Below are 24,999 nucleotides of genomic sequence, written 5' to 3'. Positions count from 1 at the left end.
TGCTTATTCTTTTAAAAAGTTTGAATCAATGGCTTCTTTACTTATTTTTCCTTTTCTTTTTTCTTTCTTATCCAGATTTCCTTTGAAAATATATAAAAATATTGATCGATTTTTATTTTATTTTATTTTGTCTGTAGCTTTATTAAATATAACTTTCTTTTTAATGATTTGGTTAGGTGAAGAAGCTGCATTTAAAAATGTGATAAAGCATTATGTTTTTTTAATTGACAATAATATTTTAAATAATTATAATATTCATCCGATATACATGTCTATAGATGTCTGTTTAGCTATAATATTTTGCATGTATTTGATAACAAACAAAACATCTGCGAAATTTACTTCCTTATTGATTTTAATATTAGGGGTTTTGTTTTTCTTTCTTTTTATTTTAAGCAAAAAAGGACCTATAATATCTTTAGCATTAGTTACTGTAGTGTATTTTTTTATAAAGACAGAAATGAAATATAAGATCTTTTTTCTTTTATCTATGGTTGTCTTTTTCTTTGTGATTTTTTCTAGCCAAACAAGCAAAGATCATTTTTATGAAATTTTAAACGTCAAAGATATTAGAAAAGGAGAAATAACTTCATCAAATATAAGATATACAATTTATAAATGTAGTTTCGATCTTTTTAAAAAAGAACCTCTTTTGGGTTATGGAGTAGGAGACGCGAATAATGAATTAATAAAAAGCTATAAAGATATATCCTCAAAACTGTTTTATGATAGGTATAATAGCCACAATCAATATTTAAGCTTTTTATTACGGATAGGTTTAATAGGACTTATATTAATATTAGCTTCATTTTTTTTCCTTTTTAGCAAAGGAATTAAAAACTCAAACTATCTTTTTTTAATGGTTTTTTCTTTTTATTTATTAGAAATGTTTACTGAAAATATTCTTGAAAGACAGGATGGTGTTATTTTTTATTCTTTTTTTGTTTCCTTATTACAAGTATATAACAAAAGTAAAATAGAGACATAGTATGAATGATAAGATTTTAATGGTTGGACCATTTGAAAAACCAATAACAGGAGTGTCAGTTTGTAATGATTTGATTTTAAAAAAATTTAAAGAGAACAAATATAATGTAACTTACATAAATACCTCTCTAGATAGATTTGATGAAAATGTGGGAAAAATATCAATTAAAAAGCTTTTTTATTATTTAAGGCTTTATTTTTTGTTTTATAAGATTTTTAACAATAAAGTTATCTACATTACTCCAGGACATACTTTTTTAGGAATTATAAAGTACTCTTCGTTTATATTAATGGGAAGGTTATTAAAAAAAAAAACTATTTTACATATTCACAGCGATATCCTAATAAATAGCTATAATGAAAGCAATAGAGTAAAAAAAAACATAATGAAGTTTGTTATTTCAAAAGCCTCTAGAGGGATTGTGCTTTCCGAATCATTGATAAGAAACTTGACTCCTTTTTTACCTAGAAAAAAAATAGAAGTACTTTTTAATTTTGTCGAAAACGATTTTTTACTTTCAAAAGGTGAGATTATTAGTAAAAAGTACGATAAAATAAGAATAGTATATCTAAGTAATTTAATGACTCAGAAAGGCATATTTTATTTACTTGATGCGTTTAAATTGATGTCAAAAAACGGAATTTCATATGAAGCAAAATTAGCAGGGAACATTGATAAAACCATAGAAGAAAAAGTGAAATTGGAACTAAAATCAGTTGATGTAGAATACAAAGGTATAGTTAGAGGAAAAGAGAAACGAGATTTATTAAAATGGGGTAATATTTTTGTTTTCCCTTCGTTTTTGTCTGAAGGATTGCCCTTGTCCATTTTAGAAAATATGGCTTGTGGTAATATAATTTTCACAACAAAACATCCGTCACTTGAAGATATAAAAGATGAAACTGATTTAATTTATATTGATAAGAAATCTTCGGATGATATTTATACTAAAATAACGAAATATTTTAAAGATAAAGAATATCTTAAAAATTCCGCTTTAGTGAACTATCAATTTATTCAATCGGTTGGGTCTGAGGATGTTTTTTTTAAAAAGTTATTATTTTTTTTAAAAAATTAATAACTATAATATCATTGTTATTTAATGAAAATCGAAACAAGGAAAAAAAAAATAGTAATCATTGGAATAAATTACCACCCAGAAGACAGTGCTATTGGTCTGTACACAACTCAAAAAGCTGAGTATTTAGCTTCTAAGGGATTTGAGGTTTCTGTAATTACAGGATTCCCTTACTATCCACAATGGGAGATAAGACAAGATTATAAAACTAAGGGCTACTTAATTAAAGAAGTTATAAATGGTGTTAAAGTATATAGAAGCAGGCAATATGTTCCTAAAAACCCTACTTTCATAAAACGAATAATTCATTTGATGAGCTTTACTTTTGGGAATTTTATTAACCTTTTTAAAGTTAAGAGCCCAGATATTGTTATTTCAATTATTCCATTTACAACATCTGCATTATTAGGTTGGTTTTTAAAAGCAAAATACAAATCGAAGCTTTGGGTACACATTCAAGATTTTGAGTTTGATGCGGCCATCGACTCAGGATTGTTAAATGGTAATAAAAAATTTGTTATAAAACTTTTGCTGCATATTGAAAAATTTGTTCTAAAAAAAGCAGATGTAGTATCCACAATAAGTTATGGTATGATTAATAAGTTAAAAGAAAAAACAAAGACAAAAACTTATTATTTGACCAATTGGATCGATATAGAAAAGTTTACTAATAATGAAATAGAGAAACATAGATACTTAAAATCGGAAGCATTCAAAATATTGTATTCGGGAAATATAGGAGCAAAACAAGATTGGATCTTTTTTTTAAAGGTCCTGAAGGGTTTGGAAAAATTAACAGATATAGAAGTTGTTGTGGTTGGTGAAGGAGCCGAAAAAGAAAATGTATTACAAGAAATAAAAGATTATAAATTCGTAAAACATTTTAATTTAGTTCCTTATAATGAATTACCATCATTACTTTCTAGCGCAGACTTACACATTTTATTTCAGAAAAGTGATGTTATAGATACTGTAATGCCATCAAAAATATTAGGAATGATGGCAAGTGCAAGACCTTCAATAGTTACAGGGAATATTATGAGTGAAGTTGCTAAGGTTTTTGATGATTCAAATGGAGGCTTTTATTTTGATGGTAAATCAATTAATCAGATTATAAAACAAATTATGCTTTTAAAAGAAGATAAGGCGTTATGTTATAAATTAGGATTAAATGCTAAAGCCTATGTTGAAGAGAAATTTTCCAAAGATAAAGTATTAAATAAATTCATTAGTAAGCTTTAAAACAATGAGAGTTATTTATGCTTAAAGCGATAATTAATTGTATAAATTTACAGTTTAAAATAGTTTAAATGAAAGTAAAAAATATATGTTGTATCGGCGCTGGCTATGTAGGTAGTCCTACAATGGCCGTTGTAGCTAAACAATGCCCATACATAAAAATCACTATTGTAGACATTAATGAATCTAGAATAGCTGCATGGAATTCTACAGATTTAAATAAGCTTCCTGTTTTTGAACCAGGCTTGGATGGTATTGTAAAAGAGGTGAGAGGAAGAAATCTCTTTTTCTCAACAAATGTTGACAAAGCCATTGACGAAGCAGATATGATTTTTATTTCTGTAAATACACCCACTAAGACATACGGAAAAGGTAAAGGAATGGCTGCCGATTTAAAATACATTGAGCTTTGCGCAAGGCAAATAGCTAAAGTTGCTAAACAAGATAAAATAGTCGTTGAAAAATCTACGCTACCTGTAAGGACAGCATCAGCTATTAAAAGTATTTTGGATAATACAGGTAATGGTGTCCAATTTCAAATCTTATCGAATCCTGAGTTTTTAGCTGAGGGAACAGCTGTCCAAGATTTATTAAAACCAGATAGGGTATTAATTGGGGGAGATACTTCTTCTAAAGAAGGAGAGCTAGCGATGAAGGCTTTGGTAGATATTTATGCAAATTGGATATCTAAAGAAAGAATCTTGACTACCAATGTTTGGTCTTCAGAACTATCCAAACTCACTGCTAATGCATTTCTAGCACAGCGAGTATCTTCTATAAATGCAATGTCCGAAATATGTGAAAAAACTGGAGCGGATGTTAAAGAAGTTTCAAAAGCTATTGGCATGGATTCCAGAATTGGTCCTAAATTTTTGAATGCATCTGTTGGTTTCGGAGGATCTTGTTTCCAGAAAGATATTTTAAATTTAGTATATATTGCTAAAAGCTACGGTTTAAATGAAGTTGCAGACTATTGGGAGCAGGTAATCCTTATGAACGAACATCAAAAGAATCGTTTTTCAGACAATATCGTTAGTACTTTATATAATACCGTTTCCGGTAAAAAAATCACTTTTTTAGGATGGGCATTTAAAAAGGACACTAACGATACTCGTGAGTCTGCGGCTATTAAGGTTGCTGATAATTTATTAAATGAGCAAGCTCAAGTATCAGTTTATGATCCTAAAGTTCCTGAAGAAAGAATATATACCGATTTAGATTACCTAAATACGCGTTCATCTGATGAGAATAAAAGTTTATTAACTATAAATAATGATCCTTATAAAGCTTGTAAAGATTCTCATGCCATAGCTATATTAACTGAATGGGATGAGTTTAAAAATTATGACTGGAAAAGTATTTATAAAAACATGCAAAAACCTGCTTTTGTGTTTGATGGGAGAGGCCTTTTGAACAAAGAAGAGTTAAAAGAAATAGGATTTATTTATTATAATATAGGAACGGGAAATTAAATTGTTATGAGAAGAGTCTTGATTACAGGAGCAGCAGGTTTTTTAGGCTCACACTTATGTGATCGATTTATTAAAGAAGGCTACCATGTCATTGGGATGGACAACTTTATAACAGGAGATAAAAAAAATCTTTCTCATTTAGAAGGAAATCCGAATTTTGAGTTTATAGAGCACGATGTTACTGAGTTTATAAGTATTGAAGGAGGTTTAGATTATATACTTCATTTTGCTTCACCTGCAAGCCCAATAGATTATCTAAAGATCCCTATTCAAACATTAAAAGTAGGTTCTTTAGGAACTCACAATTTATTAGGGCTAGCAAAAGCTAAAAAAGCTAGAATACTTATAGCCTCAACATCTGAAGTTTATGGAGATCCATTAGTTCACCCCCAAACAGAAGATTATTATGGTAATGTAAATACTATTGGCCCTAGAGGTGTTTATGATGAAGCTAAGCGTTTTCAAGAGTCTATAACCATGGCATACCATAGATTTCATGGCCTAGAGACTCGTATTGTTCGTATATTTAATACCTATGGACCAAAAATGCGGCTTAATGATGGACGTGTAATTCCTGCATTTATGGGGCAAGCACTAAGAGGCGAAGATTTAACTATATTTGGTGATGGATCTCAAACACGTTCTTTTTGTTATGTAGATGATCAAGTGGAAGGTATTTATAGATTATTGTTAAGTGATTATTCCTATCCTGTTAATATTGGGAATCCATACGAAATAACTATTAAAGACTTTGCTGAAGAGATCATTAAATTAACAGGGACGAATCAAAAAATAATATACAAGAAATTACCACAAGATGATCCCCTTCAAAGACAACCTAATATTAGTTTAGCAAAAAAGATATTAGGTTGGGAGCCAAAAATTGAAAGGGATGAAGGGATGTTAAAAACATATAACTATTTTAAAAGCATGTCTAAGGAAGATCTGCATAAAAGAGATCATAAAGATTTTAAAGATCATATAAAGAGATAGTTTTGAGTTATAAAAAGGGAAGATATTCGGGATTTTTAAAGCCTATTTCATACTTAATTGATTTAGGGATTATAAACGGTGCCGTCTTTTTATTTGAAATAAACTTGATGAATGTCTATATGTTCAGTATATATATTTCATTAATGTGGATAACTATATCTTTTATAAATCATTTTTATGAAATTCAAAGACATACTCGGATAATTCAAATCATAACACTTTTATTAAGGCAAATGGTATTTTTTGTAATTATTATTTATGCCTATATAGGGTTTTTTAAACAACCTAATATTAGTAGATTAGGATTGGCAAATTATTTAATGCTGATTTTTTTATTAATATCCATATTTAAGGTTTTAACACTTGTTTTATTAAAAAAATATAGATCGGTATTAAGTGGTAATACCAGAAATATTATAGTTATTGGTGAGAATGAAAAAACAAGACAACTAATAAAGACATTTAATAGAAGATTAGACTTTGGGTACAAGTTTAAAGGTGATTTTAGTGTTAATGAGAGGGACTTTTCTTTAGAGAAGTGTTTGAGGTATATCATAGATAATGATATAGATGAAATATATTTTTCTGTATCTGCATTGTCTAATAAACAAATTAATCAACTGATTGATTTTGCTGATAACAATTTAAGAGAACTAAAATTTATTCCAGACAATAAAGATATATTTTCAAGAAAACTTAAATATGAATATTATGATTATATTCCGATTTTATCTATAAGAGAAATACCATTGCAAGAATCGCTAAACAAATTTCTTAAACGTTTATTTGATATTCTATTTTCTTCATTCATTATTGTATTTGTGTTGTCATGGTTGACCCCAATTTTAGCCATATTGATAAAGATAGAATCTAAAGGTCCTGTATTTTTTAAACAATCAAGGAATGGGTTTAACTATGAAGAATTTGATTGTTATAAGTTTAGATCCATGACCCCAAATGAAAATGCTCATTTGCATCAGGCAACAAAAGGAGATCAACGAATTACAAAAATAGGAGCATTTATTCGAAAAACTAGTATAGATGAACTGCCTCAGTTTTTTAATGTATTATTTGGTAATATGTCTGTTGTCGGTCCTCGCCCTCATATGGTAAGTCATACAAATATGTATGCGCAGCGAGTAGATAAATTTATGGTGCGTCATTTTGTAAAACCAGGTATTACAGGCTTGGCTCAAATAAGTGGGTTTAGAGGAGAAATAGAAGAAGAAAAAGATATTATTAATCGTGTGAAATATGATATTTTTTATATCGAAAACTGGTCCTTGTTGTTAGATTTAAAGATTATGCTACAAACATTTTTAAATGCCATTAAAGGCGAAGAAAAAGCTTATTAAATCTTTTCAATTAACAAATCTAATTGCTTACTAAAATCAAAATATTCAATAGCTGTTTTTATTATTTGTTCTCTATTTTTTAATTCTAAATCTAAAGATTTAATTTTAGAAATAATAGTATTCAAATTATTATAATTACCTGCTTCCGCAATCCAACCTAAATTATATTGTTCAATTATTTCTTCTCCCTCACCACCACCAAAATAAATCATAGGCAAGCCTAATCTGGCATATTCAAATATTTTTGAAGGTACAGACCCATAAATCCTATTTAATAGCGGGATAATGGTTAAATCATATCCTATAAGTGCTTCATGTAACTTATCTCTTGAGACCTCACCATGATATATAACATCTAATTCTGAATTGTTAGAAATAAGAGCTTGAATTTTTTCTCGTTCAGCACCAGTACCATAAATATGAAGTTGAACATGAGTATAATCTAATTCTTGACACAACTTATAAATCCCTTGTGCTATGCCTAACAAACCAGCATATACCATTTTTAATTTTCCTTTTGACTCTGCTCTTTCAGGAATTTCAGGTGCGATAAAATCTGGATAATTACGATATAAAAAAGTATCCTTTTCTGGAAACAAAGATTTTACGTGATTTATAATTTCATTGCTCTGCCCTAAAACTAAATCAGTATGTTTATAATTAAAACGTTCAATTTTTTCGAGTAATTTATAGCTGAAATTCTTTTTAAAAGCTCCTAACTCTAACCCTGCAATGGGCCATAAGTCGCTTACATTTAAAATAAGCTTTCGTTTTTTGGAACGAAGAAATAGCATTGAGGTAAATGCAACCAGTAAAGGAGGAGATTGTATGATAACCGTTTTCGGGATTTTATTCCAAGCAAAAAACCAGCATAAACTAAAGCTATAGGAAAGCATAGCTATTAAGCGCAACAGCTTATTTTTAGAGTTACTAGCATATATCCATAAACGATGAATAATAATATTGTTTTCTATGGAAGAGCTTTTAAACTTTCCTTTATAGTCTTCAAAAATTTGACCTGTTGGATAATTAGGTAAAGGCGTTAAAACAGATACGTTAAAATTATGTTTTTGCAGGCCATTAGCTAAATGGAAGATGCGGTTTGAAGCGGCTCCAGTTTCTGGAGGAAAATAATTCGTTATGATGAGGATATCGGTCATTATAACTTATAAATATCTACTAAATGATTAATAATTCTCTTTGCAGCAGATCCATCCCATAATTCTGGAATACTTCCTTGTTTCCAAGATTTCGAAAACAATAACTTAAAAGCATTTTCAATCTTTTCAAGATCATTTCCGACTAAAATATTGGTTCCTATATCACAAGTTTCGGGGCGTTCTGTAGAATCTCTAAGCGTAATACAAGGCACATTCATAACAGTAGTCTCTTCGGTTATACCTCCAGAGTCTGTTAATACAGCAAAAGCATTTTTTACTAAATAATTAAATTCTAAGTAGCCTAATGGATTTACATAATGAAGGTTATTAAAATTTAAATCCAAACCACTTAGAAGCTTTTTGGTTCTGGGGTGTAACGGGAAAATTATAGGGTAGTCCTTGGCTAATGTTACAATTTGAGTGACGAGTTTTTTTAGAAGGTCTTCTTCATCTACATTGCTAGGTCTATGTAGCGTCATAACAAAATACTTTTTATTTGATAAATTCAAATCTTTCCAAAGTGCAGGTCTTTTTAATCTAGCTTCATTTTTTAGGAGTGTATCAATCATGACGTTACCAACAAAAAAGATATTCGATTTTGAAATACCGAGTTTTATTAAATTTTCGTTAGCGTAGTTTGAAGTCGTAAAAAAGTAATCGGTTAAACTATCGGTTACAATTCTATTAATTTCTTCGGGCATTTTCATATCACCAGAACGAATCCCAGCTTCAATATGTGCCACTTTCGTATTTGCTTTTTTAGCAACAATAGTACAAGCCATAGTTGAGGTAACATCACCAACAACCATAACCAAATCACATGGGTTTTGTTCTAATTCTTTTTCAAAACCAATCATAATGGCTGCAGTTTGTTCAGCTTGCGTACCGCTTTTAACTTCAAGGTTGTTATCTGGGAAAGGAATATTTAATTCTTCAAAGAACGTATCGCTTAAGTTTTTGTCGTAGTGTTGTCCAGTGTGTACAAGTCTATAATGAATATGAACCCCATCCTTTTTTTTATTCTTTATAGCTTCAATAATAGGGGCAATTTTCATAAAGTTTGGCCGGGCACCAGCAACTATAGTAATATTCATTAGGGTTAGTGTATTAATGATGAAAATTGTTTCAATTTACCACTTTTCGAGCGTTTTAAAGTTGTTTGCCTTTCAAATAGGATGGTAAGTCCACTTTCTAGATAATTTCCCATTTCATTCTTTATCATTTCCTTTTTGTTTGGAGACATATCACTGTCGCTAACATAGTAAATTTTAAAAGTATCGAGCTTTAATTGTTCAATAATAAACTCTTTAACGCTACCATCCTCTTCAATAATACTTTTTGTAATGTAATAAAACGTTAAGCCAGCCGCTTTTTTCCCACTGGGCAAAATAGCCATATCGTTTGTTCTACCTGTTAGTTTTTCCAAGATAGGTTTTTTGGGAGTGCTTTCTTTTGAAAGAACACCTATATCCCCAATATCATATCTTATGAATGGCTGCGCTTTATTATATAAAGAAGTAATCACTAAACGACCTTCTTCTCCCTGAGGTAAAACATGATTATTCTCGTCTAGAACTTCTATAAATAGCGTTTCCCTGTTAGCAATCCATTCTCCTTTTATGTTTTCAAAAGCAATTAAATCTAATTCGGAAGCTCCATATTCATTAATTATTGGAACTCCAAATTGTTTTTCCATGAGTTTTTTGTCATCTTCAAAAAGCATTTCAGACGTTACTACACAGGCTTTTAAAGTAGGGCAAATAGTTTGAAGTATGATGTTTTTACGCTGAAGATATTTTGCGAATTGAACAATAGGACTTGTGTAACCATTCATATAATAGAAGGGCTTTCTTTTAAAGTCTATCAACCAATTTTCGAGAGCCTTATCACTTAAATCGAATACATTAAACCGATACCTATTACTGATAAAGTCTTTTAGTTTTTCAGTGTAATACCCTTTTTTATCTAAAGGAATTCCATAAAACCGCGCCTGTTTTGTGGTATTAAAATTAAGATTAAACCAAGAAAACCGATCCATTATAACACTCCAAGTTAATGCATGCGTAAACTTATCTTTAGAGAAAATAAATGGCTGACCAGACGCACCAGAAGTCTTATCTATATAAATGTTTTTTGTTGAAAACCCATCAGATAAAAGTGTTTCTAATGGTTGTTGCAAATCTTTTTTCGACATAACAGGAACGGAATTCCAGTCTAATGGATTAGTATTTTTTGCAAACGATTTGTAAAACGGGTTATGCTTTAAATGATAGTCGACAATATCTTGCTTTTTGGTTTCAACATAAGTGTTGAACTCAGTATCACTTTTCTTTTGAATAGCTTTCAAAGCAAGTTTAGCTTTTCGTATGGGAAAGCCTTTAAGTTTTAAAGAAAGATCGAATAAATTCAAAATAAATGAAGATAAAATTGTTTTGTAAAGTAAATAAAAAATATTCGTGTATTCGTGGCATTAGTTTTATTTTTGCATTCGAGAAAACACTTTTTAATGCAAAGCATTAAAAAAACAATAAATGGTCATTCCCATGGAAATGGGAATCTAAAAACACAATACAATGAATATCTTAATTCTTGGCTCTGGAGGAAGAGAACATACATTTGCTTGGAAAATTGCTCAAAGCGCAAAATGCAAACAGCTATTTGTTGCTCCGGGAAATTCCGGAACAGCTCAGATAGCTACTAATGTAAATATTGGAGTAAATGATTTTGATGCCATTAAAGAACTTGTTTTAAACGAAGGAATTGATATGGTTGTTGTTGGTCCTGAAGACCCTTTGGTTAATGGCGTTCATGATTATTTTTTAAATGAAGAAGCTATTAAGCATGTGTCTGTTATTGGTCCTCAAAAAGTAGCAGCAGAATTGGAAGGCAGTAAGGAATTTGCTAAAGAATTTTTATATAGACATCATATTCCAACAGCAGCTTATGAGAGTTTTACAAAAGAAACTGTGGAAAAAGGGTATGCGTTTTTAGAAACCTTAAAAGCGCCTTATGTTTTAAAAGCAGATGGATTAGCAGCTGGTAAAGGGGTTGTTATTTTAAATGATTTAGAAGCGGCTAAAGCTGAATTAAAAAGTATGTTGGTTGATGCTAAATTTGGTGAAGCAAGTACCAAGGTAGTTATTGAAGAGTTTTTAGATGGTATAGAATTGAGCTGTTTTGTGTTAACAGATGGTACGAATTATAAAATTTTACCAACAGCAAAGGATTATAAGCGCATAGGAGAAGGTGATACAGGATTAAATACAGGCGGTATGGGAGCTGTTTCTCCTGTTCCTTTTGCAACAGATGAATTCCTTAATAAAATTGAAGAGCGTATTGTAAAACCAACTATTAGTGGGTTTAAAAAGGATAATTTACCTTATGTTGGATTTGTATTCATAGGACTCATTAAAGTTGGAGACGACCCAAAAGTAATAGAATACAATGTACGTATGGGGGATCCAGAAACCGAAGTAGTATTGCCTAGATTAAAAAATGACTTTGTTGACATACTTGAAGCAATGTCCAATGGTACATTAGATAAAATTAATATTGAAATAGACGAACGGGCAGCAACAACAATAATGTTAGTCTCTGGAGGCTATCCAGAAGCCTATGAAAAAGGAAAAGAAATCACAGGAATAGAAAATATTCACGATTCTATACCATTTCATGCTGGAGCTACATTACATAGTGGTAAAGTGATTACTTCTGGAGGTCGTGTTATGGCTATTACATCGTATGGGAACACATACCAAGAAGCCATAAAAAAATCTTACCAAAACATAGAAAAACTACATTTTGATAAGATGAATTATCGTAAGGATATAGGATTCGATTTAAACTAATTTTATAATGAAAGTAATTTTACAAAAACGAGTGTGAAGAAACACTCTTGTCTTCTTCATTATTATCGTTAAACATTTTAAGTTGCTTCATCCAATAAATCATAGCAACAAAACCTATAATAAGGAAAATCCAAGAAACGGTATTTGCAGCAAACCAATTTTCTAGCTCAAGAGCTCTTAAAGCATCATATGGTGCGAAAAGAACGTTGACAAATAAATCCTGTATAGCGTAAAAGAAATCTTTCATGGGTTATATTTATTGTTTTTAACTAATTTTAGTTAGTATATTTACGTAGCAAAAATACAAAAAGAGTTAATGATAACAAGCATTTTTAGTAAATCTAAATCAATAAATTTCATCATTGTTTTTTTTATTATGCTTTTAGCTTTTATAATAGCTAGGGTAAAATTAATAAACGAACCAATAACATTAGGGTTTATATTGAAGCAAATTCTTTTACTTTTAGTTTGTTACATCTCTGTTTTGCTTTTAGATTTTATCGTTAGTAAAAATAATTTAACAAAGAAGAACAACTATGAAATTTTACTATTTAGTTTGTTTTTATTGTTAATTGTACAAACTACCATGAGTACAGAAATAATTCTTTCTAACTTTTTTGTTTTACTAGGTTTAAGACGTACAATGAGTTTGCGATCCCCAAAAAATGTAAAAAAGAAATTATTTGATGCTGCTTTTTGGGTAGCTATTGCATCGCTATTTTATTTTTGGACTATTTTATTTTTTGCCTTAATACTGGTTACTCTAATTTTATATACAGATAACAAATTGAGACATTGGATTATGCCCTTTGTAGGAGTCGTTACTGTTTTTGTGATTTCTATAAGTACCTCTATAATTGTGTATGATAATTTTTTCGAAATATTTAATATCTCACCAAAAATTAGTTATGATTTTAGTAACTATAATTCAATAAAGTTTTTAGTTGCTATTACTTTGTTATTGTCTTTCGGAATTTGGTCATCCATATTTTATTTACAGAATATTAAAAAGAAGAAAAAAGCCTTTAGAGCCTCTTTTAAAATTATTATGATTGCGGTTGTAATTACATTTCTGATAGTGATTCAAGCCCCCGAAAAAAACGGAAGTGAATTTTTATTTATGTTTGCACCACTAACTATAATTATTACAAATTACATTGAGATTATTCAGGAAAAATGGTTTAAAGAAGTATTTCTGTCCCTACTTATTATAGTTCCATTTATAACACTATTGTTATAGTTTTTCTCCAAAAGCTAAGTCGCCTGCATCTCCAAGGCCTGGAATAATATAACCTTTATCATTTAGTTTATCATCAATAGCCGCAATCCATAAATGTGTTTTGTCATCAAAATTATTTTTAACAAAGTTAACGCCTTCTGGAGCTCCTATAACACTAATTAAGTGGACTTCTTTAGGTGTTCCAAATGGCTTTAAGGCCTCGGAAGTAGCCACCATGGATTGTCCAGTCGCTAGCATGGGATCTGCAAGAATAAGTGTTTTGTCTTCTAAATCAGGGCAAGCCAAATACTCTACGATGATTTCAAAACTTTCGGGATTATGTTTATGGTGTCTGTAAGCAGATATAAAAGCATTTTCAGCGGTATCAAAATAATTAAGCAATCCATTGTGTAATGGTACACCAGCTCTTAGGATAGAACATAAAACAATATCATTATTTAATAAATTAATGTTGCAATTTCCTAAAGGAGTCTCAACAGTTGAAGCTATATAATTTAAAGATTTACTCATTTCATAACCCAAAATTTCTCCAATACGTTCAATATTTCTTCGAAAGCGCATACTGTCTTTTTGAATATGAGTATTTCTAATTTCAGAAATGAAAGTATTTAATATGGAATTTTCTTTAGATATATTGTGAATATTCATGGTGTTTATATCGTTTTTTGAGTAGTAAAGTTAATTAAATATGAAGTATATTTACACTTTAAAATTAAGACAACATGTTTACAGAAAAAGCCAACAAAATATTTCAAGATGTTATTGAAAAGTATCATATAATAAATACCGTAGACCAACCTTTTCAAAATGCATATGATAAAAGTGATTTATTAGAGCATTTGTTATATAGAAAATGTTGGATCGATACTGTACAATGGCATTATGAAGATATTATTAGAGATCCTCAAATAAATCCTGTTGCTGCTTTAACATTGAAGCGACAAATTGATGCTTCAAACCAAGACAGAACAGATATGGTTGAATATATTGATAGTTATTTTCTTGAAAAGTATAAAGATGTTTCAGTAAAAGCAGATGCGACTATTAATACTGAAAGCCCAGCTTGGGGAGTCGATAGATTATCTATTTTGGCATTAAAAGTTTATCATATGAACGAAGAGGCTACAAGAACAGATGCTTCAGGTGCCCATAGAGAGGCTTGCCAGAAAAAATTAAATGTTTTATTGGAGCAACGTGTAGATTTATCTACAGCTATTGATACCTTACTTAGTGATATTGGAAAAGGGGATAAGTACATGAAAGTTTACAAACAAATGAAAATGTACAATGATGATGAATTAAACCCAGTATTGAGAGGGCAGAAATAGAATTTGTATAATACTTGTTTATGATTACAATTGAAGAATTAAAAAATCTTAAGGAATCTGAAGACAAGGTTGAATTTAAAAGAGGCGAAAGAGGAAATGTTTCTTATGATGGAGGTTCTAAGTTGAAACCATCAGATAGAAGAAGGTGTATATTAGGATATGTTACTGCGCTATGTAATGAAGGGGGAGGGTATTTAGTAATAGGAATGAGTGACAATTATCCTCATCAGGTTGTAGGTACTTCACAGAATAAAAATTCAATTGGAGATTTAGAAGCTAAAATTTATAGAGATACCCTGATAAGACCTGAGGTTTATGAATTATTTGAAAAAGACAAGAGAGTTTTGGTAATTGAAGTTCCATCACGTCCAGCAGGGAAAGTTTTTAAATTTGAAGATGTGCCATTAATGAGGGTTGGAGAAGAGTTGAAGCCAATGTCTGATGAGAGGCATTTGAAAATTATTCAAGAACAAGAACCTGATTTTTCAGAGTTATTTTGTGATGGGTTGAAAATATCAGACTTAGATATTGAGGCTATTGAAATTTTAAAAGAGAAATATTCAATAGCACAAAATAACAAACAATTTATGTTGTTGCCTAACCATCAGGTACTTTCAGATTTAGAGTTACTTAAGGGTAATAAACTAACAAATGCTGCATTAATTTTATTAGCAAAAGAAGATATTCTCGTCGAAAAACTTCCACAGGCGACGATAATGTTAGAATATAGAGGTCTTGAAAACCAAATACCATTTGACAATAGGTTGAAGTTTTCACAGCCTTTTTTCAAGTTAATAGATGATTTATGGAATACTATTAATTTGAGAAATGGAAGTTTTCCAATTCAAGAAGGGCCTTACATCTTTAATGTTCCATATTTTAATGAGGAAGTAATAAGAGAAGCTTTAAATAACGCCATTACTCATAGAGATTATAGAAGGTCGTCTGAGATTGTAATTAAACAATATCCTCAAAGGTTAGACATTATTAATGCTGGAGGATTTCCTATGGGAGTAACATTAAATAATTTATTAAATACTCCAAGTACACCGAGGAATAGACTTTTAGCAAATGTTTTACAAAAAACAGGAATCGTCGAACGTTCAGGTCAAGGCGTAGATAAAATATTTTACAAAACTCTTTCGGAAGGGAAGTCAGAGCCAGATTATTCAAAATCTGATTATTTTCAAGTTACATTAAAACTATCAGCAGTAATAAAAGATAGGGCATTTGCTTTATTTATTGATTCCATTCAAAAGGAACTTCCCGAACATAAAAAGTTATCAGTTTTAGAAGTTATTACATTAAACAAAATAAAAAAAAGAACGCCTAAGAAGGATCTCGATTTAGAACAATTAAATAAACTTATTGATAAAAAGCTTATTGAAAGAAGAGGTAAAACAAATGCTATTTTTTACATACTTTCGAAGGACTATTATGAGTTTACTGATGAAAAAACTAAATATTATAATTTACTTGAACCTGATGATAATGAAGTTTTATCTAAAATCATTCAGTTTTTAAATAAAGAAAAATATGTTAAAATGGGAGATCTAGCAAATCTATTTGAAGGAAAATTATCTAGGAGACAAGTAAGGGCTAGAGTAGATAAATTTGTGAGTGATAAAATGATTGAGCAAGTTGGAAGTGGTAAAGGGACTAAGTATATATTAGGAGAAAGTTATATTAAAGAAATGGAAGTGATTTCACAAGCCATTGATATGGTTAGAAAAACTAAAAACAAAGAAAATTAAACGTCCAAAAAATGTCCAAAAAAATGTTAACAAAACAAGATTTTTGTCAATAATATCTATTAATCACTTGAATATCAGATATTTAAAATGTCCAAAAATGTCCAAAAATTTATCCTAAATAGTGTAAATTGCTAACTAAACCATCAACACACATTTTGGTTATTCGCCTCTCAGCCATGGGAGACGTAGCTATGACTATTCCTGTTTTACGTGCACTTACACATCAGCACCCTGAACTAAAAATAACGATTTTAACACGCGCCCTTTTTTCTCCCTTTTTCCGAGACTTAAAAAATGTTACTGTTTTTCCTGCTGATGTTAAAGGAAAGCATAAAGGTCTATCAGGACTTTTTAAACTTTCTAAAGCATTAAAAAAGCTAGAGATTGATGTGGTAGCAGATTTACATAATGTTCTGCGCAGTAAAATTTTAAAGTTTTTGTTCTTTGGAACACAGTTCATTCAGATAGATAAAGGGAGAACGGAAAAGAAAGCTTTGGTTTCTGGTAAAATATTTCAGCAATTAAAGACTACGCATCAAAGGTATGTTGATGTGTTTGATGCTTTAGGTTTTAAGTTAGATTTATCAAACCCAACATTTCCAAATAAATCTATTCTAAATGAAAAGACTTTAGCAATTATCGGTCAAAATTCTAAGAAAATGATTGGCATTGCTCCTTTTGCGGCACATGAAGGAAAAATGTATCCGTTAGGTTTGATGGAAAGAGTTATAGAAACGCTTTCAAAAGATTATAAAGTAATTTTATTTGGTGGTGGAGAAAAAGAAGTAGCTATTTTAAATAATTTTGAAGCTTCTTTTGAAAACACTATCAATATTGCTGGAAAATTATTGCTAGACGAAGAATTGGATGTTATATCTAATCTTGATGTGATGCTTTCTATGGATTCTGGCAATGCACATATAGCGGCGATGTTAGGTATAAAGGTGGTAACTATATGGGGAGTTACACATCCTTATGCTGGATTTGCACCTTTTAATCAGGCTAAGGATTATGCTTTATTATCAGATAGGAATCGGTTTCCAGAAATCCCTACTTCCGTTTATGGAAGCAAATACCCAGAAAGTTATAAAAATGCAGCTGGTAGTATTACACCTGAAACAGTGATCGAAAAAGTTATTAGAATAACTTTAAAACAATAATATCTTTCCTTCTAAAAAACATTATAATTTAAGGTTTAATTAAACATATGTTATAATCATTTGAACATCAGTTTATCTGGTTTTTAATGCTATTTAATATATTTATTAGAAACTATACAGGCTTAAATAATTTTACAAGTCAGAAATAAATATTTAAAAGATGAATAACCACAGGTTTGCTTTAATTTTAATGATAATGTCCTCCCTCGTTTTGGCCCAAAGCAAAAGCTTTCCTGGAGGATACCCTTCAACAGATCGATCCAAATTAAAAATAAATAATGGATGGAAATTTCATTTAGGTGAACCAGATGCTAATTACTTTATGCCTTCTTTTGACGATTCTAAATGGAAAACAGTAAATGTCCCTCATGGTTTAGAGCTAACCTCTATGGGTTTAAATGGATGCATGGATGATAAATATCAAGAAACCTTTATGAGAAAAGTAGGATGGTACAGAAAAGAGATTGAAGTATCCTCAAACAAAAACAAAAAAGTATTTCTGGAGTTTGAAGGGGTACATCAGGTAACAAATGTATGGGTAAATGGTAAGCATGTTGGAGAATATGGTGTTGGAGGGTATACACCATTTCATTTTGACATTACAGAATATGTAAATTTTGGAACAACCAATCTAGTTACTGTCTTAGCTGATAACCGAAAAAAAAATGATGTTCCGCCAGATCCAGGACCAATGGATTATATAAAATTTGCGGGTATGTACAGGGATGTTTATCTAGTTGAAACTAACCCATTACATATTACATTTAATTGGGAGGGAGAAATGACAGGGCAATATATTACAACACCAACTGTAGATCCTGTTAATATGAATGGAACAGTAAATATAAAAACAGCAGTCAGGAACGAGACTGATTCAATCAAGAAAACCACAGTGATAAGTAGATTAATAAATCGTAAAGGAATTGTAGTACTTAAATTATCACAAACAAAAATTATTGCATCGGGTAGTGATGTTGTTTTTAATCAAATAGGAAGTATAGAAGACGATTTTCATCTTTGGTCAATTGATAATCCGTATTTATATCGTGTACATACGCTAGTTCTAGATAATGGTAAACCAGTAGATCAAAAAGAAAGCAAGATTGGTTTCAGAAAAATTGAAATTAGTAATAAAGAAGGGGTATTACTTAACGGAAAACCAATTAAGTTAATAGGGACTAACAGGCATCAACACTATGGTTTTATTGGTGATGCAGTTCCAAATGCATTGCATTACAAAGATGTATTACAACTAAAAGAATTGGGGATGAATGTTTTAAGAACGGCTCATTATCCGCACGATAATGCCATTATAGAAGCTTGCGATAAGCTTGGTATGTTGGTTTATGAAGAAGCCCCAACTTGGATGTCTATTGGTAATGAAGATTGGTTTAATAATTACGAAAAAGCCGCAAGAACTATGGTTAGAAATCATAGAAACCATCCTTCAGTTTTTATCTGGGGCGCAGGCATTAATCATCGGGGTTATGTCCCTAGGGCGCATAATGTAATTAAGCAGGAAGACCCATTCCGTTTCACTGCGTCACAGAGTAGTCGATGGACAGGTTGGCAAACCTCAGGGTTAACTGATATATATGGACAAATGGTTTACGGGCCTTATTATTGGAGCAAAGACGAACCAATCTTAGCAATGGAGGGACGTCGAGGCCCTGAAGCGGTTAATGACTATTTAGATAACCCAATGAAGCTAGGGTTAATTTCTTGGACGGCTCATGCATATTATACATTTCATCCTTCAGAAAACCCAAAGGATCGAAGTCGTAGTGGTTTCATGACCATTTTTAGATATCCCAAACCTGGCCTTGCTTGGTATAAAGCCGAATTAACGAATGCCCCTTACCTATATATAGAAACAGATTGGAAAGAAGGAACAAACGAAGTCGTTGTCTTTAGTAATTCTGAAAAAGTAGAATTAATTGTAAATGGAAAAACTATGGCTATTCAAGAACCTTCTAAAAAAGATGAATACCGATATTTAAAACATGCCCCTTTTATATTTTCAACATCTAATTATGAATCAGGAAAAATTATAGCAAATGGAATAACCGATGGAAAAATTGTCACAACACAAAGTGCTTTTACACCCGAAGAGCCTTATAAAATTGTTCTAGAATTAGATCAATCTGGTAGAGAGTTTATTGCAGATGGTTCTGATATTTTAGTGGGTTATGCAAAAGTTGTTGACAAAAACGGAACCATTATTCGTGATGCCAATATGGAAATAGAGTTTTCGTTAAAAGGACCTGCTGAAATTGTTGGTGATAAAGAAGGTATTGGTTCTAACCCAATGAATACAGAATACGGTGTTGCAGCAGTTTTAATAAAATCAGGAAATGCTCCAGGAGAAATTTTAATATCTGCAAAGGCAAAAGGTCTAAAATCAGGACACGCAAAGGTTATTACAAAAAAAGGCAATAATGATATGATTCAATTACATGCTGAACCCATTTTTGATTTTGAAAAGGTCAAGGTCGATTTAGGTGAACACCAACAATTGGTTCAGTTTGGATGGAGAGCCTGGAATAGTAAAGACAATAGCAACTCTAGTAAAGATTTTACTGAGTTTGGAGGGTTTTCAGCATCAATTGAGGGTATTGGAGGTCACGCCTCTCATACCCGTTGGTTGGGCGAAATAAATGTTATTGGAAAATACGGATTTGCTAATGGAGATGGAGTCTTAGGAACATCAAAAGAAGGATTAAAACTAGAGTTTTTTGGACTTAAAAAAGGAAAGTACAAATTAAACACTACACATCATGCTCCAAGAACAAATACAGATGGTATGGATCCTAATCAAGAAAAAATGACGACATATCAAGTCTATAAAATCCCTTACTCTAAAAGTTTGGACATTCTTATTAATGATGTCAATAAAACATCAATAAAACAAAATATAAAGGTTACAGAAGGGAAAGATATGCAAAAGGATGGTTTTAAAAGTACCGAAATTTATATTGAATCTGATGGGATAAATCCCATAAGTATTATATTTAGTAGCCCAGAACAAAAAGCGGTGTGGCTTAATAGTTTTATTTTAAGTGAATGGTATTAGTTAAATATTAAAATTTAAGAGTGGTAACTACTAAAACTATAGAATAGAAAAATCAAGTATATTTCTAAATAATGTGGGTTCAACGTAACTACAAGCTCATTTTAAGCATTAAATCTACTAATGTCGTCGCTTGTCGCCTTGAGCTTTTCGACTGCGCTCCTGACACGAAGAACGTAATTTGTTGATTTTTAACATAGAAACTGACGTTAAATAAAATTTCATCACCTTTTCCTTTTGGATAGGTTAGAGCGATTAAACATCATCATAATCTACAACAAGAGTTGGTGTAGTAGGATGCGCTTGACATGTTAAAATTAAGCCTTCGGCAACTTCATTTTCGGTTAAGATATTATTTTGTATCATAGTTGCTTCACCCTCTTTTATTCGAGCCAAACAGCTACTACATATACCGCCTTGACAAGAATAAGGTGCATCAATATCTTCATCTAAAGCAGCTTCAAGAACAGTTTGTTTTTGAGGCATTTCAAATGAAAATTCCTCATCATCAACAATAACTGTTGTTTTTGTTTTACCATTTGTTACAACCTCTTCTTTTATTTCTGAAGGCTTTGCAGCTTTAAAAAGCTCAAAGTGAATGCGTTTTTCGTCAATACCATGGTTTGTTAAAACGTCTTTTACAGTATGAATCATGGCTTCAGGTCCACAAAGATAAAAAGCATCAACCTCTACATGTTTGTGCTTGTTTTTCATCACGTAATTAACGGTACTTTTTTCAATACGTCCAAAAATAGAATCATCTTCATCTTGTTGGCTAAATACAAACTGTATTGAAAAACGGTCTTTATAGGTATGTTGCAGTTCTAAAAGTTCATTAAAAAACATAGTGTCTTTGGTTGTTTTGTTACCATAAACCAAAATAACTTTACTGTAAACTTCTTCTTCTAAAGCACATTTAATAATACTTAAAATGGGGGTAATACCACTACCTGCAGCAAACGCAGCAATGTTTTTTGTTTTAGAGTCGTTAGGTTCAAAAACAAAACGTCCTTTTGGAGGAGCTACTTCCAGAGTATCTCCAACCTTCAATTCATTGTTGGCATAAGATGAAAAGGTACCATCTTTTACTGCCTTCACAGCCACTTTTAATTCACCACTTTTAGGAGATATACATAGTGAATAATCTCTTCTTATTTCATGTCCTTTAATTACAGTTTTTAGAGTTATATACTGACCAGCTATAAAAGTAAATGTGTCTTTTAAATTTTCAGGAATATCAAAAGCAATACTAATAGATTCGTTGGTTTCTCTTTTTATTGCAGCAACCGTAAGTTTGTGAAATGATGACATGTATAATGTTTTTGACAAAAGTAATAAAGTTGATTTGCAAATTTTAACTTTGACTGTAACAATTCCATTAAAAAAGTTACTAATACGTATAAATTAATAATCATAAATTTAAACATTAACTAATAAAGTCTCTAAAAATGAAAAAAATACTATTTGTATGCATGCTTATGTTAACGATAACTGTTAAAGCTCAAGAAAATACTGAATTTAAAGATGTCACGGTAAAATTTATAAAACTTACAGGTGCGGGTGCAGCATTCGAAAATGCTATCGGACAAATTGGAGCTGGAGTTTCAGAAGCCAACAAAGAAGCGAATAAGACTTTAGAGCCTTTATATATTAAAATGGCCGATATTTATATGGCTGAATTTACAATAGATGAGATTAAAGAATTGGTCGCTTTTTATAAAACGGACCTAGGTAAAAAATTATCAGAAAAACAATTAGGTTTAACCCAGAAAGCGATGATATTTGGACAATCTTGGGGTATGGAAGTACAAGGGATTGCCCAAAAATATAACTAGCCAATCATGATTAAAAACTTTTTAAGTTTTGAATGGAAATCTTTTATAAGGTCTGCTAATTTTGGTAAAGGACTTGCTGTAAAAATATTAATGGGCTTTTTTGCTCTATATTTTATGGCTATGTTTTTAGGAATGGGCTTGATAATGTATCCTGGGCTTAAAGATACTTTTCCAGATCAAGACCCATTAGTTATAGTAAATAATTATCTTTTTTATTGGATATTAGGCGATCTTATTTTTAGGTTTTTCTTTCAGAAATTACCTGTAATGAGTGTTAAGCCATTGCTAACACTTCCTGTAAAAAGAAGCAAAATAGTTAATTATGTTTTAGGTAAATCAGCAATATCATTTTTTAATTACTTATCTCTTTTTGCTATTATACCATTTGGGGTTACTTTAATTGTAAAAGATTATCCGGTAAATTCTGTATTGGTTTGGATGTTAACCCTTATTATAGCAACACTTTGCATTAACTTTTTAAATTTTATTATAGAAAGTTTTTCGGCAGAAAAAGAACTGTCTTTTTTACCCATAATTGTATTTACTGGTGGATTGTTTGTGTTAAACCATTTCAATGTAGTTTCTTTTACTGAAATAGTTGCAAATGGAATTAATGCTGTTTACGAAACACCTGTTTTAATAGGTATCCCAATACTTGTTTTAGTGGGGCTTTATCTTTTTAACTTTAAAATTTTAAAACAAAATTTATTTTTAGATAGCGGATTAAAAAAAGAAGTTAAAGAAGTACATGCATCTAACTTAGAATGGACAAAAAACTTTGGAGACATAGCCCCTTTTATGCGATTAGATTTAAAGCTGCTTTGGCGTAATAAACGTACCAAATCTTCTGTTTGGATGTTGGCTTTAGGGCTGTTCTACGGGCTGTTTTTTTATCCACAACCAATGTATCAAGAGATGCCATGGTTTTTTGCCTTTATTGGTGTTTTTGTTACAGGTATCTTTTTAATGAATTTTGGGCAGTTTATTCCAGCTTGGGATAGTGGTTATTATAAACTCCTTATGAGTCAGAATATTAAATATGAACAGTATTTAAAATCGAAATTCACGTTAATGGCTTTAAGTATTATTATATTATTTGTACTAAGCATTCCTTATGTTTACTTTGGATGGAAAATATTATTGGCCCATTTTGCAGCAGCCATTTACAACCTTGGTGTTAATACACATGTTATTTTATATGGTGGTTCTTTTAATCGTAAGAAGATTAATTTGAATCAGAAAGCAGCTTTCAATTATCAAGGTACAGGAGCGGTACAATGGCTTATTGGGATTCCGTTGTTACTAATACCTATGGGAATATTTGCACTGTTTTACTTTTTAATAGGTTTCGAAATAGCCTGTATTATATTAGCGACACTTGGTATAACAGGTGTTGTTTTTCATCAAAGATTAATGAAAACAATTACTAAGAAATATTTAGAGTCAAAATATAAAATGATTGATGCCTTCGATCAAAACAACTAAAAAAACAGTATTATGATAACAACTTCAAACTTGTCAAAGACATACAGTGGAAACGAAGTTTTAAATATAGAATCATTAGACATTCCTAAAGGACAAAGTTTTGGCTTGGTGGGAAATAATGGTGCGGGAAAAACCACTTATTTTAGTTTGCTTCTAGACTTAATAAAGCCATCAACAGGATTTATAAAAAGTAATGATATTCAAGTAAATGAAAGTGAAGATTGGAAGCCATTTACTTCTGCATTTATTGATGAAAGCTTTTTAATTGGTTATCTAACTGCCGAGGAGTACTTTTATTTTATTGGTGAATTGCGAGGACAGAATAAAGCAGATGTAGATAAGCTAGTAGCTCAGTTTGAAGACTTTTTTCACGGTGAGATACTAGGACAGAAAAAATATTTACGCGATTTAAGTAAAGGAAATCAGAAAAAAGCAGGGATTGTAGCTGCCTTAATTGGAAACCCAGAAGTTATTATTCTGGATGAACCTTTTGCAAACTTAGATCCAACTACTCAAATTCGCCTTAAAGGGATTATTAAGGATTTAGCAGAAAAACAAGGTACAACTGTTTTAATATCCAGCCACGATTTAATGCATGTCACCGATGTTTGTGAGCGTATTGTTGTACTTGAAAAAGGAGAGGTTGTAAAAGATTTAAAAACTAGCGAAGCTACATTAAAAGAGCTTGAAGTGCATTTTGCTGGAACAGGTTTTTAGTGTTCAGTAAGCAGTACACAGTCTTAGATTCTGATTGCATAGAAGTGGGCCCAAGTTTACTGTTAAAAGTATTGATGGATTAAGTATAGATTGGTAGTATTCAGTATGAAGTAAACAGTGATCAGTAGGCTGTTCTTCTAACAAATTTACTGTAAAATAATACCTTAACTTCTTTGCACCTTTACGAGAGATTTCTATTAGCAAGAATATTTATAAGTTCAAGTGATCAGTAAGCATTAAACGGTATTCAGTATGTAGTTTTTCTAACAAACTTCCT

The 24,999-nt window shown here is 30.8% G+C and carries 21 protein-coding genes; 15 read left to right on the top strand and 6 right to left on the bottom strand.

All coding sequences use genetic code 11. The annotated features are described in order from the left end of the window. Nucleotides 1-163: 163 nt before the first annotated feature. The 6 genes from EM932_RS05360 (at nucleotide 164) to EM932_RS05335 (ending at nucleotide 7,125) form a co-directional block, all read left to right on the top strand. The gene (locus EM932_RS05360; protein ID WP_170179732.1) at nucleotides 164-988 is read left to right on the top strand and encodes an O-antigen ligase family protein; all 825 of its coding nucleotides are present in this window, start codon (nucleotides 164-166) and stop codon (nucleotides 986-988) included. Between the two features lies 1 nt (nucleotide 989). Continuing rightward, complete coding sequence (locus tag EM932_RS05355; protein ID WP_135876145.1) at nucleotides 990-2,066, top strand: glycosyltransferase family 4 protein; 1,077 nt, start codon at nucleotides 990-992, stop codon at nucleotides 2,064-2,066. 24 nt (nucleotides 2,067-2,090) lie between these two features. Next, nucleotides 2,091-3,308, top strand: coding sequence for a WcaI family glycosyltransferase (locus EM932_RS05350; protein ID WP_135876144.1), 1,218 nt, complete (start codon nucleotides 2,091-2,093; stop codon nucleotides 3,306-3,308). A gap of 68 nt (nucleotides 3,309-3,376) precedes the next feature. Continuing rightward, nucleotides 3,377-4,777, top strand: coding sequence for a UDP-glucose 6-dehydrogenase (locus tag EM932_RS05345; protein ID WP_135876143.1), 1,401 nt, complete (start codon nucleotides 3,377-3,379; stop codon nucleotides 4,775-4,777). A 6-nt stretch (nucleotides 4,778-4,783) separates the two neighbouring features. Next, nucleotides 4,784-5,770 carry a UDP-glucuronic acid decarboxylase family protein gene (locus EM932_RS05340; RefSeq protein WP_135876142.1) on the top strand — a complete coding sequence of 329 codons (987 nt, stop codon included), beginning with the start codon at nucleotides 4,784-4,786 and terminating at the stop codon, nucleotides 5,768-5,770. 2 nt (nucleotides 5,771-5,772) lie between these two features. Beyond that, complete coding sequence (locus EM932_RS05335; RefSeq protein WP_135876141.1) at nucleotides 5,773-7,125, top strand: undecaprenyl-phosphate glucose phosphotransferase; 1,353 nt, start codon at nucleotides 5,773-5,775, stop codon at nucleotides 7,123-7,125. Here EM932_RS05335 and EM932_RS05330 read toward each other — a convergent pair. The 3 genes from EM932_RS05330 to EM932_RS05320 are packed head-to-tail and all read right to left on the bottom strand — an operon-like array spanning nucleotide 7,122 to nucleotide 10,695. Further along, nucleotides 7,122-8,285, bottom strand: a complete 1,164-nt coding sequence (locus tag EM932_RS05330) for a glycosyltransferase family 4 protein (protein ID WP_135876140.1) — start codon at nucleotides 8,283-8,285, stop codon at nucleotides 7,122-7,124. The genes EM932_RS05335 and EM932_RS05330 overlap by 4 nt on opposite strands. Continuing rightward, on the bottom strand, nucleotides 8,285-9,379 hold the full coding sequence (gene wecB / locus EM932_RS05325; protein WP_135876139.1) for a non-hydrolyzing UDP-N-acetylglucosamine 2-epimerase: 1,095 nt from the start codon (nucleotides 9,377-9,379) through the stop codon (nucleotides 8,285-8,287). The genes EM932_RS05330 and wecB overlap by 1 nt, the downstream gene beginning before the upstream one ends. A gap of 5 nt (nucleotides 9,380-9,384) precedes the next feature. Continuing rightward, the gene (locus EM932_RS05320) at nucleotides 9,385-10,695 is read right to left on the bottom strand and encodes a phenylacetate--CoA ligase family protein (protein ID WP_135876138.1); all 1,311 of its coding nucleotides are present in this window, start codon (nucleotides 10,693-10,695) and stop codon (nucleotides 9,385-9,387) included. A 163-nt stretch (nucleotides 10,696-10,858) separates the two neighbouring features. Here EM932_RS05320 and purD point away from each other — a divergent pair, with 163 nt between their 5' ends. Beyond that, nucleotides 10,859-12,133 carry a phosphoribosylamine--glycine ligase gene (gene purD, locus EM932_RS05315; RefSeq protein ID WP_135876137.1) on the top strand — a complete coding sequence of 425 codons (1,275 nt, stop codon included), beginning with the start codon at nucleotides 10,859-10,861 and terminating at the stop codon, nucleotides 12,131-12,133. 19 nt (nucleotides 12,134-12,152) lie between these two features. Here the strand turns inward: purD and EM932_RS05310 are convergent, their stop codons facing one another. Further along, nucleotides 12,153-12,380, bottom strand: a complete 228-nt coding sequence (locus tag EM932_RS05310; RefSeq protein WP_135876136.1) for a DUF6341 family protein — start codon at nucleotides 12,378-12,380, stop codon at nucleotides 12,153-12,155. A gap of 69 nt (nucleotides 12,381-12,449) precedes the next feature. Between EM932_RS05310 and EM932_RS05305 the strand changes: the two genes are divergently transcribed. Beyond that, nucleotides 12,450-13,373: a DUF6427 family protein gene (locus tag EM932_RS05305; protein WP_262709938.1), complete on the top strand. Its 924-nt coding sequence runs from the start codon at nucleotides 12,450-12,452 to the stop codon at nucleotides 13,371-13,373. On the opposite strand, the gene upp is transcribed toward EM932_RS05305, so the two are convergent. Then, nucleotides 13,368-14,021 carry a uracil phosphoribosyltransferase gene (gene upp / locus EM932_RS05300; protein ID WP_135876134.1) on the bottom strand — a complete coding sequence of 218 codons (654 nt, stop codon included), beginning with the start codon at nucleotides 14,019-14,021 and terminating at the stop codon, nucleotides 13,368-13,370. The genes EM932_RS05305 and upp overlap by 6 nt on opposite strands. Nucleotides 14,022-14,095: 74 nt before the next feature. Here upp and EM932_RS05295 point away from each other — a divergent pair, with 74 nt between their 5' ends. The 4 genes from EM932_RS05295 (at nucleotide 14,096) to EM932_RS05280 (ending at nucleotide 20,688) form a co-directional block, all read left to right on the top strand. After that, entirely contained in the window at nucleotides 14,096-14,701 is a 606-nt protein-coding gene (locus EM932_RS05295; protein ID WP_135876133.1) for a DUF4254 domain-containing protein, read from the top strand. A 20-nt stretch (nucleotides 14,702-14,721) separates the two neighbouring features. Further along, nucleotides 14,722-16,455, top strand: coding sequence for an ATP-binding protein (locus EM932_RS05290; RefSeq protein WP_211344258.1), 1,734 nt, complete (start codon nucleotides 14,722-14,724; stop codon nucleotides 16,453-16,455). A 176-nt stretch (nucleotides 16,456-16,631) separates the two neighbouring features. After that, the gene (locus EM932_RS05285) at nucleotides 16,632-17,615 is read left to right on the top strand and encodes a glycosyltransferase family 9 protein (RefSeq protein WP_135876181.1); all 984 of its coding nucleotides are present in this window, start codon (nucleotides 16,632-16,634) and stop codon (nucleotides 17,613-17,615) included. Between the two features lie 196 nt (nucleotides 17,616-17,811). Then, nucleotides 17,812-20,688 carry a glycoside hydrolase family 2 protein gene (locus EM932_RS05280; protein WP_246040910.1) on the top strand — a complete coding sequence of 959 codons (2,877 nt, stop codon included), beginning with the start codon at nucleotides 17,812-17,814 and terminating at the stop codon, nucleotides 20,686-20,688. Between the two features lie 252 nt (nucleotides 20,689-20,940). Here EM932_RS05280 and EM932_RS05275 read toward each other — a convergent pair whose 3' ends face one another. Beyond that, nucleotides 20,941-21,996, bottom strand: a complete 1,056-nt coding sequence (locus tag EM932_RS05275; protein ID WP_135876131.1) for a ferredoxin--NADP reductase — start codon at nucleotides 21,994-21,996, stop codon at nucleotides 20,941-20,943. Between the two features lie 137 nt (nucleotides 21,997-22,133). Here EM932_RS05275 and EM932_RS05270 point away from each other — a divergent pair, with 137 nt between their 5' ends. Genes EM932_RS05270 through EM932_RS05260 form a run of 3 tightly spaced genes read left to right on the top strand, consistent with a single transcriptional unit; the run spans nucleotide 22,134 to nucleotide 24,722 of the window. Further along, nucleotides 22,134-22,520 carry a DUF2059 domain-containing protein gene (locus EM932_RS05270; protein ID WP_135876130.1) on the top strand — a complete coding sequence of 129 codons (387 nt, stop codon included), beginning with the start codon at nucleotides 22,134-22,136 and terminating at the stop codon, nucleotides 22,518-22,520. Nucleotides 22,521-22,526: 6 nt separating this feature from the next. Then, nucleotides 22,527-24,005 carry a DUF5687 family protein gene (locus EM932_RS05265; protein ID WP_135876129.1) on the top strand — a complete coding sequence of 493 codons (1,479 nt, stop codon included), beginning with the start codon at nucleotides 22,527-22,529 and terminating at the stop codon, nucleotides 24,003-24,005. Nucleotides 24,006-24,017: 12 nt separating this feature from the next. Continuing rightward, nucleotides 24,018-24,722, top strand: a complete 705-nt coding sequence (locus EM932_RS05260) for an ABC transporter ATP-binding protein (protein ID WP_135876128.1) — start codon at nucleotides 24,018-24,020, stop codon at nucleotides 24,720-24,722. Nucleotides 24,723-24,999: the final 277 nt, after the last annotated feature.

The sequence above is a fragment of the Flavivirga rizhaonensis genome, assembly GCF_004791695.1.
Classification (GTDB): Bacteria; Bacteroidota; Bacteroidia; order Flavobacteriales; family Flavobacteriaceae; genus Flavivirga; species Flavivirga rizhaonensis.
Note: the sequence above shows the minus strand (reverse complement) of the source record. Positions and strands in the feature narration are given on the sequence as shown.

Bases quoted from the DNA above. Each gene is read 5' to 3' on its own strand.
- EM932_RS05330 (WP_135876140.1), bottom strand. From the start codon at position 8,285: ATGACCGATATCCTCATCATAACGAATTATTTTCCTCCAGAAACTGGA.
- EM932_RS05345 (WP_135876143.1), top strand. From the start codon at position 3,377: ATGAAAGTAAAAAATATATGTTGTATCGGCGCTGGCTATGTAGGTAGT.
- wecB (WP_135876139.1), bottom strand. From the start codon at position 9,379: ATGAATATTACTATAGTTGCTGGTGCCCGGCCAAACTTTATGAAAATT.
- EM932_RS05285 (WP_135876181.1), top strand. From the start codon at position 16,632: ATGGGAGACGTAGCTATGACTATTCCTGTTTTACGTGCACTTACACAT.
- upp (WP_135876134.1), bottom strand. From the start codon at position 14,021: ATGAATATTCACAATATATCTAAAGAAAATTCCATATTAAATACTTTC.
- EM932_RS05350 (WP_135876144.1), top strand. From the start codon at position 2,091: ATGAAAATCGAAACAAGGAAAAAAAAAATAGTAATCATTGGAATAAAT.
- EM932_RS05340 (WP_135876142.1), top strand. From the start codon at position 4,784: ATGAGAAGAGTCTTGATTACAGGAGCAGCAGGTTTTTTAGGCTCACAC.
- purD (WP_135876137.1), top strand. From the start codon at position 10,859: ATGAATATCTTAATTCTTGGCTCTGGAGGAAGAGAACATACATTTGCT.
- EM932_RS05295 (WP_135876133.1), top strand. From the start codon at position 14,096: ATGTTTACAGAAAAAGCCAACAAAATATTTCAAGATGTTATTGAAAAG.
- EM932_RS05265 (WP_135876129.1), top strand. From the start codon at position 22,527: ATGATTAAAAACTTTTTAAGTTTTGAATGGAAATCTTTTATAAGGTCT.
- EM932_RS05260 (WP_135876128.1), top strand. From the start codon at position 24,018: ATGATAACAACTTCAAACTTGTCAAAGACATACAGTGGAAACGAAGTT.
- EM932_RS05290 (WP_211344258.1), top strand. From the start codon at position 14,722: ATGATTACAATTGAAGAATTAAAAAATCTTAAGGAATCTGAAGACAAG.
- EM932_RS05355 (WP_135876145.1), top strand. From the start codon at position 990: ATGAATGATAAGATTTTAATGGTTGGACCATTTGAAAAACCAATAACA.
- EM932_RS05360 (WP_170179732.1), top strand. From the start codon at position 164: ATGATTTGGTTAGGTGAAGAAGCTGCATTTAAAAATGTGATAAAGCAT.
- EM932_RS05280 (WP_246040910.1), top strand. From the start codon at position 17,812: ATGTCCTCCCTCGTTTTGGCCCAAAGCAAAAGCTTTCCTGGAGGATAC.
- EM932_RS05305 (WP_262709938.1), top strand. From the start codon at position 12,450: ATGATAACAAGCATTTTTAGTAAATCTAAATCAATAAATTTCATCATT.
- EM932_RS05270 (WP_135876130.1), top strand. From the start codon at position 22,134: ATGAAAAAAATACTATTTGTATGCATGCTTATGTTAACGATAACTGTT.
- EM932_RS05275 (WP_135876131.1), bottom strand. From the start codon at position 21,996: ATGTCATCATTTCACAAACTTACGGTTGCTGCAATAAAAAGAGAAACC.
- EM932_RS05310 (WP_135876136.1), bottom strand. From the start codon at position 12,380: ATGAAAGATTTCTTTTACGCTATACAGGATTTATTTGTCAACGTTCTT.